Raw genomic sequence first — 14,766 nt, 5'->3', positions numbered from 1 at the left:
GTTATGCTCCCAATGCGCTTTGCCCGCAGACGCGCAATACCTGCCCGCTGACCGCGCCGCTGTCCGGCTGGCTGAGCCAGGCCACGGCTTCGGCGACGTCCTGGGGCAAACCTCCCTGACCCAGAGAACTCATGCGCCGCCCGACTTCGCGCAGGGCGAAAGGAATGTGCGCAGTCATTTGGGTTTCGATAAAGCCCGGCGCCACCGCATTGATGCTAATGCCGCGCTCCTGCAGCAGCGGCGCCCAGGCCTGGGCAAGGCCGATCAGCCCGGCCTTGCTCGCAGCGTAGTTGGTTTGCCCGCGGTTGCCGGCAATGCCGCTGATGGAGGCCAATAGAATCACTCGACCATTGTCGCGCAAGGTGCCGCTGTCCAGCAGCGCCTTGGTCAATACCTGCGGTGCATTGAGATTGACCGCAAGCACCGCGTCCCAGAATTCCGGGGTCATGTTGGCCAGGGTTTTGTCGCGGGTAATGCCGGCGTTGTGCACGACGATATCGATGCCGTCCGGCAAATTTTCGATCAACTGCGTTGCGGCGTCTTCGGCGCAAATATCCAGCGCGATACTGCGCCCACCCAAGCGTGCAGCGAGGGCATCGAGATCGGCTTTGGCCGGCGGTACGTCGAGCAGGATGACTTCGGCGCCATCCCGGGCCAGGGTCTGCGCGATCGACGCGCCGATGCCCCGTGCCGCACCGGTGATCAGGGCCTTGCGCCCGGCCAGCGGCCGACTCCAGTCCTGCACCTGGCTGGCGCAGGCATTCAGGCGCAGCACTTGTCCGGAAACATAGGCACTTTTGGGCGAGAGGAAAAACCGCAGCGCGCCCTCGAGCTGCTCTTCGGCGCCTTCGCCGACATACAGCAATTGCAAGGTGCCGCCGTTGCGCAATTCCTTGGCCAACGAACGACTGAAACCTTCCAGCGCCCGCTGGGCACTGGCGGCGAATGGATCGCTGAGGGTTTCTGGTGCGCGCCCGAGAATCAGCACATGGGCGCTGTGATCGAGGTTTCTCAACAGCGGCTGGAAGAATTCGCGCAATTGCTTGAGTTGATCGGTCTGGACGATAGCGCTGGCATCAAACACCACCGCCTTGAGTTTCGGGCCGTGGCCGGGAATCCAGGCGGGCGCTACCAGCGGCTCGGGACCATAGCTGTAAATGGCATCGGTCAGTTTGTTGCCGAACGCATTGATGTTCTGCACCAGCGGGCCGCCGCCAATCAACAATGCCCCTTCGATGGGCCGCAGGCGTCCGGCCTCCCAGCGCTCCAGACGTACCGGTGACGGCAGGCCAAGGGCCCCTACCAGGCGGTGGCCAATGGCCGAGTTGGCGAAGTCGATATAGCGGTCAGACATGGAACGCTCTCCAGCAGCTGGGATTCAAAGTGTGGACCGTGAATGACAAACAATCGTTCGATCGGCGAGATACGGCCTACGCTTGTGGGGGCTAGCACTCACAGCAGGTTAGTTCGAGCCGGAGCTCACTGCCTGCGATTTCAGCTTTTGTGGGAGCAGGCTTGCCGTCAGCACGCTGACGCGGTCGGGCCGATCGAGCGCGGCGGCTGATTCGCGAGCAAGCTCGCTTCCATTTGCAGATAACCATAGGGAGCTTTTCATGACTCAACTGCGCCGCGTCGCAATTATTGGCGGTAACCGTATTCCGTTCGCCCGCTCCAACGGCCCTTATGCCACCGCGACTAACCAGACGATGCTGACCGCAGCGCTCGAAGGCTTGATCGAACGTTATAATCTGCACGGTCTGCGTATGGGCGAAATGGCGGCTGGCGCGGTGCTCAAGCACTCGCGGGATTTCAACCTGGCCCGCGAATGCGTGCTCGGTTCGCGGCTATCACCGACTACCCCGGCCTATGACATTCAACAGGCCTGCGGTACCGGCCTGGAAGCGACGCTGCTGGTGGCGAACAAAATTGCCCTGGGGCAGATCGAGTGCGGCATCGCGGGCGGCGTCGATACCACCTCCGATGCGCCCATCGGCGTGAGTGAAGGCCTGCGCAGGATTCTCCTGCAAGTCAATCGCAGCAAAACTACCGTCGAAAAGCTGAAAACCCTGTTGCAACTGCGACCCCATCATCTCAAGCCCGAACTTCCGCGCATTAACGAGGCGCGCACCGGCCTGTCCATGGGCGAGCATTGCGAGCTGATGGCGCAGACCTGGAACATCCCGCGCGCCGAGCAGGATCAGCTGGCGATGGACAGTCATCAGAAAATGGCCGCCGCTTATGCCGAGGGCTGGCAGAACGATTTGATGACGCCGTTCCTTGGTCTGACCCGCGACAACAACCTGCGCCCGGATCTGTCCCTGGAAAAGCTCGCGTCGCTCAAGCCGGTATTTGAACGCAGCGCGAAGGGCACGCTGACCGCAGGCAATTCGACACCGTTGACCGATGGTGCGGCGCTGGTGCTGCTGGGCAGTGAGGCGTGGGCCAAGGAGCGTGGCTTGCCGATCCTTGCGTATCTACGTGATGGTGAAACCGCGGCGGTGGATTTCGCCAAAGGCGCGGAGGGGCTGTTGATGGCCCCGGTGTATGCAGTGCCGCGCTTGCTGGCGCGCAATGGTCTGACGCTGCAGGACTTCGATTACTACGAGATCCATGAGGCCTTCGCCGCTCAAGTGTTGTGCACCCTCAAAGCCTGGGAAGATCCGGAGTATTGCAAGACCCGCCTCGGCCTGGACGCGCCCTTGGGTTCCATCGACCGCAGTCGGCTCAACGTCAAGGGCAGCTCATTAGCCGCCGGGCATCCGTTTGCCGCCACCGGCGGACGGGTTGTTGCCAACCTCGCCAAGCTGCTGGACGCCGCAGGGCAGGGCCGAGGCTTGATCTCGATCTGCGCCGCCGCTGGCCAGGGCGTGACGGTGATTATCGAGCGCTGACCGTCGCTGCACCTTGCTGCTCGGCGATCAGCCGATTGCGATTGGCGTAACCCTCGGCCAACACCGAGCAGACGATCAACTGCAACGGGTGATAGATCATGATCGGCAGCAGGATCAGACCCAGGCCCGGGTTGGCGCCGAAGATCAGCGCCGCCATCGGTGCGCCGGCGGCCAGGGATTTTTTACTGGCGCAGAACACTGCGGCGATCTCGTCGGCCGGGCTGAATCTCAAGGCGCGGGCGGTGCGGGTGGTCATCCAGAGGATGATGGCCAGCAGGATCACGCTGCCGACCAGAGCGCTGAGAATCACCGAGTTGCCCTGCTGCTGCCACATCCCTGAAACCATCGAGTTGCAGAATGCGGCGTAGACCAGCAACAGGATCACCAGCTTGTCGACGATGTTGGTATAGCGCTTGTGCCGGGCGAAAAACCGTCCGCAGAATGGACGCAGCAACTGGCCCACTACCAGCGGCAACAACAACATCGCGCACAGATCAAGCAAGGTCGAACCCAGATCTATCCCACCCGCGCCGCTACCCATCACCAGACTCACCCACAACGGCGTGAGGAAAATCCCCAGCACGCTGGACAGACTGGCATTGAAAATCGCCGCCGGTACGTTGCCGCCGGCGCTACCGGTCAGGGCCACCGAGGAGGAGATGGTCGAGGGCAGGGCGCACAGGTACAAGAAGCCGAGCATCAGCAGCGACGGGACGTGGGTCCCCAGCAGTTTGTCGCTGAGTAGCCAGATCAGCGGAAATACTCCGAAGGTGAAACCCTGCACCATGAGGTGCAGGCGCCAGTTCTTCAGACCGTGGCTGATCTGTTCGCTGGACAGGTTGACCCCGTGCAGAAAGAACACCAGGAACACGCCAGTATTGACCACCCACTCGGCATGCATCGCGCCATCCGAGGCGCCAAAGCGCGGGAACAGGTACGCCAGCAGCGTCGCCACCAGCATGCCGCACAAGAACCAGTCGGTGACCACGCGTTTGAGGTGTTTGAAGGCATGCATATCCGGCACCCGGGAGATTGTAAGGATTGATGACTTAGCCTAACGTCGGTGCTATCAGCCGTCTTGCGACATAAGGCCAATCAATGCCGACTAACGGACAACAGCGTCAACTCGAACGGCAAATCCCCACCCTGACGGCATTGCCGCGTCCGCTGTATGCCCGGGCTGAAAGCCTGAGTGCCGGCTCCTGGACGCCACCTCATCGCCACGACTGGGTGCAATTTTCCTATGCCATCAGCGGGGTACTCGGTGTACACACCGCCGAGGGCAGTTTCTTTGCACCGCCACAGTGGGGCATCTGGATTCCGGCCGATCTGGAGCATCAGGTCGTGACGTCCATGCGCGCGGAAATGCGCAGCCTGTATGTGCGCCGCGAAGACTGCGCCTGGGCGCCAGAGCGTTGTCGGGTGCTGGAAGTGACATCGCTGGCGCGAGAGTTGATCAAGAGTTTTTGCCAGTTGCCGGTGGATTATCCACCGGGTGACAGTCGCGAAGCGCGCCTGGTGCAGGTGTTGCTGGACCAGTTGGCGAGTTTGCCGGAAGTCGGCTTCTCCTTGCCGCTACCGCGCCAGCCTCGATTACTCGGGCTGTGCAACGAGTTGATCGCCAGCCCCGAACAAAACGTCAGCTTGCGCGAATGGGCGCAGCGCTTGGGGACCTCGGAAAAAACCGTGATGCGTTTGTTCCAGCGCGAAACCGGTTTGAGTTTTCGCGGCTGGCGGCAACGCATGCGTTTGTTGTCATCACTCAGCACGTTGGAGGAGGGTGACAGCGTGACCACTGCCGCGCTGTCTTGTGGCTATGACTCGACCTCGGCGTTCATTGCGGCGTTCAAGGGGTTGTTCGGGTTTACCCCGGGGGAGTTGTTCAAATACTGACACCGCTAAAAGATCGCAGCCTGCGGCAGCTCCTACGGGGAGGCGTTCACCCGATCAATTGCGGTGGCACCTGGCCGGCGTAGGAGCTGCCGCAGGCTGCGATCTTTTGATCTTGCCTCAGGTGCGGAATCTTCTCACCAGAACATCCAGCTCATTCGACAACCCCGCCAAACTCCGGGAGTCCAGCTGCGCCGAGGTGGCCAGTTCGGCCACCAATTGCGCATCGCCATGGATCTGGCTGATATGGCGGTTGATGTCTTCAGCCACCTGATGTTGTTGTTCGGCGGCGGTGGCGATCTGGGTATTCATGTCGCGGATCACGTCCACTGACTCGCGGATTTGCCCGAAGCTGCTACGCGCCAGGCCGATGCGGCTGACCGACTGTTGCGACACTTCGAGGCTGGCGTGCATTTGCTGCGCGACCTGACTGGTACGCTTGGCCAGATTGCCGAGCAGGCCGTCGATCTCTGCCGTGGAGTCGGCGGTACGTTTGGCCAGGGCTCGCACTTCATCGGCCACTACCGCAAAACCGCGACCTTGTTCACCGGCACGGGCGGCTTCGATGGCGGCGTTCAAGGCCAGCAGGTTGGTTTGCTCTGCGATGGAGCGGATGGTGCCCAGAATCGACTGGATGTCATTACTGTCGCGCTCCAGTTGCTGCATCGACTGCGCGGACTGTTCGATCTCCTGGCTCAACTGATCGACGCTGCTGACCGCGGCATCGATCTGTTGCTGGCCTTCGCGGGCTTGGCGCTGGCCGCTGTCCGCTGAATCCGCGGCCTGGCTGCAGGAACGCGCGACTTCGTTGGCGGTGGCGACCATTTCGTGGAAGGCGGTGGAGACCATGTCCACTGCTTCGCGCTGGCGCCCGGCGGCTTCGGCCATGTCGCTGGAGACCCGGGTCGAGCTCTGGGAGGTGGCGAGGATCTTGGTCGCGGCCTGGCCGATGTGTTGAATCAGGCTGCGGATCGCCGCCAGAAACTGGTTGAACCAGCTGGCCAGTTGCGCGGTTTCATCGCTGCCACGGATCTGCAGGTTCTGCGTCAGGTCGCCTTCACCTTGAGCGATCCCCTCCAGGCCGCTGGCAACACTGCGGATCGGTCGCACGATCAGGCTGGCGAAACTGGCACCGACCACTGCGAAAATCAGCGCCAACACCGCGGCGATGATCGCAATCAACCAGGTCAATTGGGTTGCCGAGCTCATCACCTCGGTTTGTTTGATCAGGCCGATAAAGGTCCAGCCCAGCTGTTCCGACGGCCAGACATTGGCCATGTAGCGCTCGCCGTTCAGTTCGACTTCCACCAGGCCTTTGCCGGCCTTGGCCAGTTGGGCATAACCCTCGCCCAGACTGCCAAGCGCCTTGAAATTGTGCTCAGGTTGCTTGGGGTCGACCAGCACGGTGCCGGTGTTCTCCATCAGCATCAGGTAACCGGTTTCACCCAGTTTGATCTGTTTGACGATTTCGGTGAGCTGTTTGAGCGTCACGTCGATACTCACCACGCCGCCCGGGCTGCCGAGTTTGTTGCTGATGGTGCGCACGGTACTGACATAGGTCGCGTTCTCCGCTGCCCAGTAGTAAGCCTCGGTGCGAAACGGTCTGCCCGGATTGGCCATGGCGGCCTTGTACCAGGGACGCTGACGCGGGTCGTAGTTGTTCAGCTTGGCATCGTCTGGCCAGGAAACGTAGCCGCCGGCATTGGTCCCGACAATCGCGTAGGCGTAAGACGGATGACTGGTGCCCAGGCTCTCGAGCAGGGTGAAGATCTTTTTGTCCATCTCTCCCTGTGGAATGTCCGCCGCGTTGGCACTCATGTAGGTCTTGAGGCTGTCATCGGTATTCTTGATCAGGGGTTGGGTTGCCAGATAATCGACGTTATGGCTGATGCCATCGAAGAATATTTGCATGGCGTTGCTGACTTGACGAATTTCGCGACTACTGCCGTCGACGAAATCGTCCTTGGCCTCGCTGCGCAGGTTCAGCACCACCAGGGTGGCGACCAGTATCACGGGCAAGCAGGCAATAACTGCAAAGGCCCATGTCAGTTTTTGTTTGATGTTCATCCGCGCTCCAGATTTTTTTTCTTATAAGTCCACGAAGTGCTGATGACTCGCGGATTAACGGCAGCCGTAAAACCTTGCGGTGTTGCTTGCAGTCCCTTTCACCCTGCAAGGTGGGTGGTCTCCATCAGGAGCCTCCCTTTGAGGAGCTGGCGTCTTTATTCTGATTGTTGGACAAAATCCGTTTCTCTCCGATGACTTCGGCTGGCGGCAGGGAAAATTGAGGCTGTTTGGAAAAAATCCTACGAATGACCTGGTGCCGCGGCGTCGGCATCTGTCGGACATTCCCTGATTTCTTGTCTCCAACATTGGCAGGACTCTCGGCTATGATTCTGAGCGGTCGATCGAAGTCGGCGGTTTTGTCTGATTTATCTGGCACATTGAGTGCATCTAAGGCGTTCATAGGTCGGCAACCTCTCCCCCCGGTGAGAGGATTGCCGTATAACGAGTGACATTCGCGTGTTTGGTAATAAAGGACCCACAATAAAAGCTGATGAAGACTCCAAAACGCATTGAACCCCTGATCGAGGACGGTCTGGTCGACGAGGTGCTGCGCCCACTCATGAGTGGTAAAGAAGCAGCTGTTTATGTGGTGCGCTGCGGCAACGAGTTACGTTGCGCGAAGGTTTACAAGGAGGCGAATAAACGAAGTTTCCGTCAGGCAGCCGAGTATCAGGAAGGTCGCAAGGTGCGCAACAGCCGACAGGCTCGAGCGATGGCCAAGGGCTCCAAGTTCGGCAAGAAAGAAACCGAAGACGCCTGGCAGAATGCCGAAGTGGCGGCGTTGTTCCGTCTGGCCGGGGCTGGTGTGCGAGTCCCCAAACCGTACGACTTCCTTGAAGGCGTGCTGTTGATGGAACTGATCGCCGATGAGTATGGCGACGCGGCGCCACGTCTGAACGACGTAGTGCTCGATCAGGAACAGGCGCTTGAGTACCACGCCTTCCTGATCCAGCAGATCGTGCTGATGTTGTGTACCGGTCTGGTGCATGGCGACTTATCCGAGTTCAACGTGCTACTCACGCCGACCGGTCCGGTGATCATCGATCTACCGCAAGCGGTGGACGCGGCAGGCAACAACCATGCGTTCAGCATGCTGGAGCGGGATGTCGGCAACATGGCGTCTTATTTCGGGCGTTTCGCTCCGGAGTTGAGGCGCACCCAGTACGCCAAGGAGATGTGGGCCTTGTACGAAGCCGGCACTTTGCACCCGGCTAGCGTGTTGACCGGTGAGTTCGACGAGCCGCAAGAGCTGGCAGACGTCGTCGGCATCATCCGTGAGATCGAAGCCGCACGCCTCGATGAAGAGCGTAAGCAAGCGGTGCGCGCCGCAGACGACGCGCCACCAAGTAAAGCCGAAGAGCCGCCTCCACCCTGGATGCAGTGATCGGCTAAACAAAAATCCGGCCTCGGCCGGATTTTTTGTGAGTGTTGTAAATCTCTGGCCTGGCGGGCATTTTGTGTTCGACGCTTATTCCCTTGACTGGCACCAGGACAGCTCAGGCCACACCCTTCTCACAGCATCCGCCCGACGCCAGCTCCTTGAGAATCGGGCAGTCGGGCCGGTGATCGCCGTGACAGTGTTCGACCAGGTCCTGCAAGGTGTCACGCAGCTGCCCCAGCTCGCGGATCTTCAGGTTCAATTCCTCGATATGCTGGCGAGCCAGTGCCTTGACGTCGGCACTGGCGCGCTGCCGATCCTGCCAGAGCGTCAGCAGTTTGCCGACCTCTTCCAGGGAGAATCCCAGATCCCGAGAACGTTTGATGAAGGCCAGGGTATGCAGGTCGGCCTCGCCATACACACGGTAGCCGCTGTCGGTGCGATGGGCCGCCTTGAGCAGGCCGATCGATTCGTAATATCGGATCATCTTCGCGCTCAGGCCGCTCTGCCGGGCTGCTTGGCCGATGTTCATTCAGCTTTCTCCAGGTCTTTGGGCTTCCAGGTTTTCAACAGTAGCGCATTGCTCACCACGCTGAGGCTGGACAAGGCCATGGCGGCGCCGGCCAATACCGGGTTGAGCAGGCCGAATGCCGCCAGTGGAATCCCGATCAGGTTATAGACGAAGGCCCAGAACAGGTTTTGGCGAATCTTCGCGTAGGTCTTGCGGCTGATCTCCAGCGCCGCCGGTACCAGCCGCGGGTCGCCTCGCATCAGGGTGATCCCGGCGGCCTGCATGGCGACGTCGGTGCCACCGCCCATGGCGATGCCGATATCGGCCGCGGCGAGGGCCGGGGCGTCGTTGATGCCGTCGCCGACCATGGCCACCACCGCGGTTTTCTTAAGCTCCATGACGGTCGCGGCTTTGTCGGCTGGCAGCACTTCGGCGTGCACGTCGGTAATACCCAGTGCCTGGGCGACGACCCGGGCGCTGCCACGATTGTCGCCGGTCAGCAGGTGGCTGCTGATGTGGCGCGCGCTCAGTTGTTGAACCGCCGCCAGGGCACTGGGCTTGAGCGTGTCGCCAAATGCAAACAGGCCGAGTACGCGTGGTTGCGGGCTTTGCTCGATCAGCCAGGACAGGGTCCGGCCTTCGGTTTCCCAATCTTCGGCGGCTTGTTTCAGGGGACCGGCATTCAAGCCGCTTTCCACCAGCAGGCGTCGATTGCCCAGCGCCAATTGGCGGTCGTCCAGCGTGCCGGCGATGCCACGACCGGTGAGGGATTGGCTGGCGCTGACCTCGGCCACCGGTAGATTGCGCGCGGAGCAGGCGTCGAGCACGGCTTTGGCCAGCGGGTGTTCGCTGCCGCGTTGCAGGGCGCCGGCCAGTTGCAGCAAGGTGCTTTGGTTTCCGTCGACGGCGCGCAGGTGGGCGATTTGCGGAGTGCCGGAGGTCAGGGTGCCGGTCTTGTCGAAGACCACTGCGCTGACTTCATGGGCACGCTCCAGGGCTTCGGCGTCCTTGATCAAAATGCCGTGGCGGGCCGCAACGCCGGTCCCGGCCATGATCGCGGTGGGGGTGGCCAGGCCCAGGGCGCAAGGGCAGGCGATCACCAATACCGCGACCGCATTGATCACTGCGGTTTCCAGGGGGGCGCCATACAGCCACCAGCCGATCAGGGTCGCCAGGGCCAGCAGGAGGACGACGGGCACGAATACCTGGCTGACTTTATCCACCAGCTTCTGGATCGGCGCCTTGCCGGCCTGGGCGTCTTCCACCAGGCGGATGATCCGCGCCAGCACGGTTTCCGCGCCCAGGGCCAGGGTGCGCACCAGCAGACGGCCCTCGCCATTGATCGCACCGCCGGTGACTTTGTCACCGGGCTGTTTCGGCACAGGCAGGCTTTCGCCGCTGATCAGTGCTTCATCGGCATGGCTCTGGCCTTCGAGCACTTCACCGTCCACCGGGAAACGTTCGCCGGGTTTGACCATGACCAGATCATTGAGGCGCAAATCGCTGATGGCGACGTCCTGCTCACGGCCGTCGATGACTTGCATCGCCCGTTCCGGGCGCAAGGCTTCAAGGGCGCGGATGGCGCTGGCGGTCTGGCGCTTGGCGCGGCTTTCCAGGTATTTACCGAGCAGCACCAGGGCGATGACCACCGCCGACGCTTCGAAATACAGGTGCGGCATGCTGCCCGCAGTCGCAGTTGCCCATTGATAAAGACTCAAGCCATAACCAGCGCTGGTGCCCAGCGCCACCAGCAAGTCCATGTTCCCGGCACCGGCCCGAACAGCTTTCCAGGCGGCGACATAAAAGCGCGCACCAAAGATGAACTGCACCGGCGTCGCCAAGGCAAATTGCACCCAGGCGGGAAGCATCCAGTGCAGACCGAAGGGTTGCACCAGCATCGGCAATACCAGTGGTAGCGCCAGCATGATCGCCAGCAGCAAGGCCCAGCGCTCGCGACGCAAATGCTGTTCTTGATCAGTTGAAGTCGCTTGTTCGCTTTGCCACAGGCTGGCGGAGTATCCGGCTTTGCTGACGGCCGCGATCAACGTCGCAGGATCGACCTGGCCCAGCAACTGGAGGTGCGCACGTTCGTTGGCCAGGTTGACGCTGACGCTTTTGACTCCGGCGACTTTACCCAGTGCACGCTCGACCCGACCGATGCAGGAGGCGCAGGTCATGCCACCGATGCTCAATTCCAGGCTCTGGGCCGGAATGCTATAACCGGCTTGCTGCACGGCTTGCATCAGCGCCGGCAGGCTGTCACTCGGCGCCCGGACACGGGCCTGTTCAGTGGCCAGGTTAACGCTGACGGCACTGGCACCGATGACCTTGTTTAAGGCACGCTCGACACGCCCGGCACAACTGGCGCAGGTCATGCCGGCAATCGGCAGATCGAAGATGGTTGATTCGGGCATGGAGGAAACTCCCTGTAGAAATTGCCTACAGGATCAACCTTGCCATGCGGGCAAGGTCAATAGGTTTTTTGTTGGCACCAAATGCAAAACCTGTGGCGAGGGGGCTTGTTGTGGCGAGGGGGCAAGCCCCCTCGCCACAATTGCCCAATACACCCAACCTGATCAATACCCCAGCCCCGCCCGTTTCAGGTACATCCCATCCTGAGTCATGGCGATCCGGTATTTCTGAATTTCACCGGCCTTGAGGGTGATGGTCTGCGAACCCGGAGCCAGCATGCCCGGTTGGCAGCCCGGGGCTTGGCCCGGCAATAGCTTGAGCCGTAGCGAAACATTGCCCGGTGGCAGATTGAACGAGGTGCTTTGTTCCTGGAACAATCGAGCTGACAGATGATCATGGATGTACACCCCGATTTCGCAGGAGGTTGCGACCTCCAGGCGCTCACGGGAAATAATCAGCACAGCGTAATCTTCTCCAGCGGCGCTGGCCGTTTGCGAGGCACCGAAAAGGCTGAGGATGCTCAATAGGCTAAAGGCTGACCAGCGCATGGGCTGAGTCTCCTGATCGTGTCATGGATGACGAAGCTTGGCCGAGCAGCGCGCCGATTGCCAGCCCGGCAGATCACTTCAGAACTTGACCTTGCCATGGTGACAAGGTCGAGGATGGCCACATTCCCTCATTCAAGGAGTTACACCCATGCAAGTATTCAATGTTCAAGGCATGTCCTGTGGTCACTGCGTTCGGGCCATTACTCAGGCTATACAGGCCAAGGATCCGGCGGCCAGTGTTCAGGTCGATCTCGGCGCCAAAGAGGTGGGCATTGAGAGCCGGCTGTCGGCAGATGAAGTAATCAGCCTGATCAGCGAAGAAGGCTATGGGGTGAAGCTCGCTTGAGTCTTTTTATTAGTTAGCGACCTATCGGAATGTTCAAGGCATCCAAGCGCGGCTAGACTGTCGGGCTGCTGACCGACGCTTACCTGGATGCCTGATGAACCTGCGCACAATCCTGATTCTTGGCGCCCTGAGCGCTTTCGCACCGCTGGCAATCGATTTTTATCTGCCGGGTTTTCCGGCGATGGCCCTGGCCTTCGGCACCGATGAAAAACACATCCAGCTGACACTTGCGGCTTATTTCCTGGGCTTGTCCATCGGGCAACTGGCCTATGGTCCGGTGGCGGATCGTTTCGGACGGCGGATTCCGCTGCTGGTCGGGGTCACGTTGTTCACCCTGGCATCCCTGGCCTGTGCCTTTGCGCCCAGTCTCGATTGGCTGATCGGCGCGCGCTTCGTGCAGGCCCTGGGAGGCTGTGCGGGGATGGTGATCTCCCGGGCGGTGGTCAGTGACAAGTGCGATGCGGTAGCGTCGGCCAAAGTCTTCTCGCAATTGATGCTGGTGATGGGGCTGGCGCCGATCCTCGCGCCAATGCTCGGCGGGCTGTTGGTCAATCTCTATGGCTGGCAGTCGATCTTTATCGTGCTGACTCTGTTCAGTGCCCTGTCGGCATTGGCCGTCGCCCTGGGGCTACCGGAAAGCCTGCCGGCCCATCAGCCACGCCAACCGTTGTCGGGCGCCTTGCGCCAATATGGTCGGTTACTGGCAGACAAAGTCTTTCTCGGGCATGCCTTGACCGGCGGGATCGCGATCGCCGGGATGTTTGCTTACATTGCCGGTTCGCCCTTTGTGTTCATCAAACTCTACGGGGTACCGCCGGAGCACTTTGGCTGGCTGTTCGGCAGCAACGCGGCGGGCTTTATCCTGGTGGCGCAGATCAATGCGCGGATGCTCTCCAGGCACGGACCAGCCTTTTTGCTGGCGCGTACGGTGTGGATTTATCTGGCTGCCGGATTGACGCTGCTGGCTGTCAGCGCATTGCATACCCCGCAGTTGTGGCCGCTGCTGGTGCCGCTGTTTATTTGCATTGCGAGTCTGGGTTGCATCATTCCCAATGCCTCGGCCTGTGCGATGAGCGGTCAAGGTGCGCGGGCGGGCAGTGCCTCGGCGATGCTCGGTTGTCTGCAATTCAGTGTCGCCGCCGGGGCGGCGTCACTGGTAGGCGTTTTGCATGACGGCAGCGCCATGCCGATGGCGATGGTGATCAGTCTGTGCGGGATACTTGCGGTGAGCGTGGCCATGGTCACCCGCCGACTGCAAAACGCGCGGATAGCAGCACAAGTGGCGGCCTGAATCAGCTGACGGCTTGCTGCTGACGATCGGGAAATTGATGGGGGGCCTGCAGTCGGGTTTCCAGGGTCTGGGCAAAGGCGCGGGCTTCTGCTTCACTGCGGAACGTCACCACATGTTGGTCGATGCGGACTTGCCACTGGTGGCTTGGAGATTTTGCCGGTTCTTTTATCAGGATCTTCATTGCTGACCTCCTCAAGTAAAAGACAACATTGCAGTGGCCCCGAGTGTAGACCCCGAATGCCCTCGTAAATATGACAAGGGTCAAGTCTCTGACTGACGGTGTCATCCGCATCCCACAGCGGTTGCGGATGACTCCCCCGGAGACTGCGTTTCAGAAGCCTTCGAGTACTATTTTACCTTTGGATTTACCACTTTCCAGCAGCTGGTGGGCACGCTGCAGGTTGGTCGCATTGATGCTGCCGAAGTGTTCGCCAACCGTGGTTTTCAAGGTGCCGGCATCAATCAGCTCGGCCACGCGGTCAAGCAGCTTGTGTTGTTCAAGCATGTCGGGGGTTTCGAACAGCGAACGGGTGTACATGAACTCCCAATGCAGCGACAGGCTTTTGCGCTTGAGTTTGGTGACGTCCAGCACCTTCGGATCATCGATCAATGCCAGTTTACCTTGGGGCGCCAGCGCTTCGACCAATTGATCGAAGTGTTGGTCGGTTTGGGTCAGGCTGGCGACGTGGGTCACGTGTGTCTGGCCGGCACGCTGGAGTTCTTCACTCAGCGGTTGGCTATGATCGATCACCAGATCCGCCCCTAGTTCACGCACCCAGCTCCGGGTTTCAGGACGTGACGCGGTGCCGATGACTTTCAGGGCGGTGAGTCGGCTGGCCAGTTGGGTCAGGATCGAACCCACGCCACCGGCGGCACCGACGATCAGCAGGCTTTGACCCTGGTCGGTTTTACCTTCAGCCACTTGCAGGCGTTCGAACAGCAGTTCCCACGCGGTAATCGCGGTCAGCGGCAATGCGGCGGCTTCAGCGAAACCAAGGGTCTTAGGCATGTGGCCGACAATCCGCTCGTCAACCACGTGCAGCTCGCTGTTGCCGCCGGCACGGGCGATGGAGCCGGCGTAGTAGACCTTGTCACCGGCCTTGAACAGGCTGACTTCGCTACCAACGGCCTTGACCACTCCGGCCACGTCCCAGCCCAAAACCTTGGCCGCGCCGCCTTCTGGCTGGACGTTCTGGCGGACTTTGGTGTCCACCGGGTTGACCGAGATGGCTTTGACTTCAACCAGCAGATCTCGAGGGCCGGCCACGGGTTCAGGCAGCTCGATATCCTGCAGGGATCTCGGGTCGTTGATCGGCAAGGACGCGTAGTAGGCAATGGCTTTCATGAGAACTCCTGGAGGCAATGGTCGATTGGGCAGATCATTGGCTATTTCTCTCGCAGATAAAACCCGCTAAAACAGCACTCTCTTTCA

General features: G+C 60.6%; 13 protein-coding genes and 2 pseudogenes. 5 read left to right on the top strand and 10 right to left on the bottom strand.

The genetic code is table 11. From position 1 onward, the window contains the following. Position 1: 1 nt before the first annotated feature. Positions 2 to 1,354 carry a 3-oxoacyl-ACP reductase gene (locus AC3IUA_RS26895; RefSeq protein WP_489357844.1) on the bottom strand — a complete coding sequence of 451 codons (1,353 nt, stop codon included), beginning with the start codon at positions 1,352 to 1,354 and terminating at the stop codon, positions 2 to 4. A 259-nt stretch (positions 1,355 to 1,613) separates the two neighbouring features. On the opposite strand from AC3IUA_RS26895, the gene AC3IUA_RS26890 reads away from it, so the two are divergent. Next, complete coding sequence (locus tag AC3IUA_RS26890) at positions 1,614 to 2,891, top strand: acetyl-CoA C-acetyltransferase (RefSeq protein ID WP_489357843.1); 1,278 nt, start codon at positions 1,614 to 1,616, stop codon at positions 2,889 to 2,891. Here the strand turns inward: AC3IUA_RS26890 and AC3IUA_RS26885 are convergent. Then, positions 2,878 to 3,906, bottom strand: a complete 1,029-nt coding sequence (locus tag AC3IUA_RS26885) for a bile acid:sodium symporter family protein (RefSeq protein WP_489357842.1) — start codon at positions 3,904 to 3,906, stop codon at positions 2,878 to 2,880. The two genes, AC3IUA_RS26890 and AC3IUA_RS26885, sit on opposite strands and share 14 nt — an antisense overlap. 83 nt (positions 3,907 to 3,989) lie before the next feature. Here AC3IUA_RS26885 and AC3IUA_RS26880 point away from each other — a divergent pair, with 83 nt between their 5' ends. Then, positions 3,990 to 4,784, top strand: a complete 795-nt coding sequence (locus AC3IUA_RS26880; protein WP_489357841.1) for an AraC family transcriptional regulator — start codon at positions 3,990 to 3,992, stop codon at positions 4,782 to 4,784. A 117-nt stretch (positions 4,785 to 4,901) separates the two neighbouring features. Here AC3IUA_RS26880 and AC3IUA_RS26875 read toward each other — a convergent pair. The 3 genes and pseudogenes from AC3IUA_RS26875 to AC3IUA_RS26865 form a co-directional block, all read right to left on the bottom strand. After that, positions 4,902 to 5,498 (bottom strand): annotated as a pseudogene (locus AC3IUA_RS26875) (methyl-accepting chemotaxis protein); the annotation flags it as partial. Between the two features lie 261 nt (positions 5,499 to 5,759). Then, positions 5,760 to 6,599 (bottom strand): annotated as a pseudogene (locus AC3IUA_RS26870) (cache domain-containing protein); the annotation flags it as partial. A gap of 373 nt (positions 6,600 to 6,972) precedes the next feature. Then, positions 6,973 to 7,248 (bottom strand): hypothetical protein, encoded by a 276-nt coding sequence (locus tag AC3IUA_RS26865; RefSeq protein ID WP_489357840.1) that lies wholly within the window; start codon positions 7,246 to 7,248, stop codon positions 6,973 to 6,975. 90 nt (positions 7,249 to 7,338) lie between these two features. Between AC3IUA_RS26865 and AC3IUA_RS26860 the strand changes: the two genes are divergently transcribed. Beyond that, positions 7,339 to 8,232: a PA4780 family RIO1-like protein kinase gene (locus AC3IUA_RS26860; protein WP_489357839.1), complete on the top strand. Its 894-nt coding sequence runs from the start codon at positions 7,339 to 7,341 to the stop codon at positions 8,230 to 8,232. A 112-nt stretch (positions 8,233 to 8,344) separates the two neighbouring features. On the opposite strand, the gene cueR is transcribed toward AC3IUA_RS26860, so the two are convergent. The 3 genes from cueR to AC3IUA_RS26845 all read right to left on the bottom strand — a co-directional run bounded on the left by cueR (position 8,345) and on the right by AC3IUA_RS26845 (position 11,697). Continuing rightward, positions 8,345 to 8,758, bottom strand: a complete 414-nt coding sequence (gene cueR / locus AC3IUA_RS26855; RefSeq protein ID WP_150807466.1) for a Cu(I)-responsive transcriptional regulator — start codon at positions 8,756 to 8,758, stop codon at positions 8,345 to 8,347. Continuing rightward, positions 8,755 to 11,151: a heavy metal translocating P-type ATPase gene (locus AC3IUA_RS26850; RefSeq protein ID WP_489357838.1), complete on the bottom strand. Its 2,397-nt coding sequence runs from the start codon at positions 11,149 to 11,151 to the stop codon at positions 8,755 to 8,757. Before AC3IUA_RS26850 ends, cueR begins: the two co-directional genes overlap by 4 nt. A gap of 162 nt (positions 11,152 to 11,313) precedes the next feature. Beyond that, the gene (locus AC3IUA_RS26845) at positions 11,314 to 11,697 is read right to left on the bottom strand and encodes a hypothetical protein (protein ID WP_489357837.1); all 384 of its coding nucleotides are present in this window, start codon (positions 11,695 to 11,697) and stop codon (positions 11,314 to 11,316) included. 148 nt (positions 11,698 to 11,845) lie between these two features. On the opposite strand from AC3IUA_RS26845, the gene AC3IUA_RS26840 reads away from it, so the two are divergent. Together AC3IUA_RS26840 and AC3IUA_RS26835 are read left to right on the top strand one after the other, a co-directional pair. After that, positions 11,846 to 12,043 carry a heavy-metal-associated domain-containing protein gene (locus tag AC3IUA_RS26840; RefSeq protein WP_489357836.1) on the top strand — a complete coding sequence of 66 codons (198 nt, stop codon included), beginning with the start codon at positions 11,846 to 11,848 and terminating at the stop codon, positions 12,041 to 12,043. A gap of 94 nt (positions 12,044 to 12,137) precedes the next feature. Further along, entirely contained in the window at positions 12,138 to 13,334 is a 1,197-nt protein-coding gene (locus tag AC3IUA_RS26835) for a multidrug effflux MFS transporter (RefSeq protein WP_489357835.1), read from the top strand. A 1-nt stretch (position 13,335) separates the two neighbouring features. On the opposite strand, the gene AC3IUA_RS26830 is transcribed toward AC3IUA_RS26835, so the two are convergent. Together AC3IUA_RS26830 and AC3IUA_RS26825 are read right to left on the bottom strand one after the other, a co-directional pair. Then, the gene (locus tag AC3IUA_RS26830) at positions 13,336 to 13,515 is read right to left on the bottom strand and encodes a hypothetical protein (protein WP_489357834.1); all 180 of its coding nucleotides are present in this window, start codon (positions 13,513 to 13,515) and stop codon (positions 13,336 to 13,338) included. A 150-nt stretch (positions 13,516 to 13,665) separates the two neighbouring features. Further along, positions 13,666 to 14,679 (bottom strand): zinc-binding alcohol dehydrogenase family protein, encoded by a 1,014-nt coding sequence (locus AC3IUA_RS26825; RefSeq protein ID WP_489357833.1) that lies wholly within the window; start codon positions 14,677 to 14,679, stop codon positions 13,666 to 13,668. Between the last annotated feature and the right edge of the window lie 87 nt (positions 14,680 to 14,766).

The sequence above is a fragment of the Pseudomonas sp. KH_050 genome, from assembly GCF_057838875.1.
Note: the sequence above shows the minus strand (reverse complement) of the source record. Positions and strands in the feature narration are given on the sequence as shown.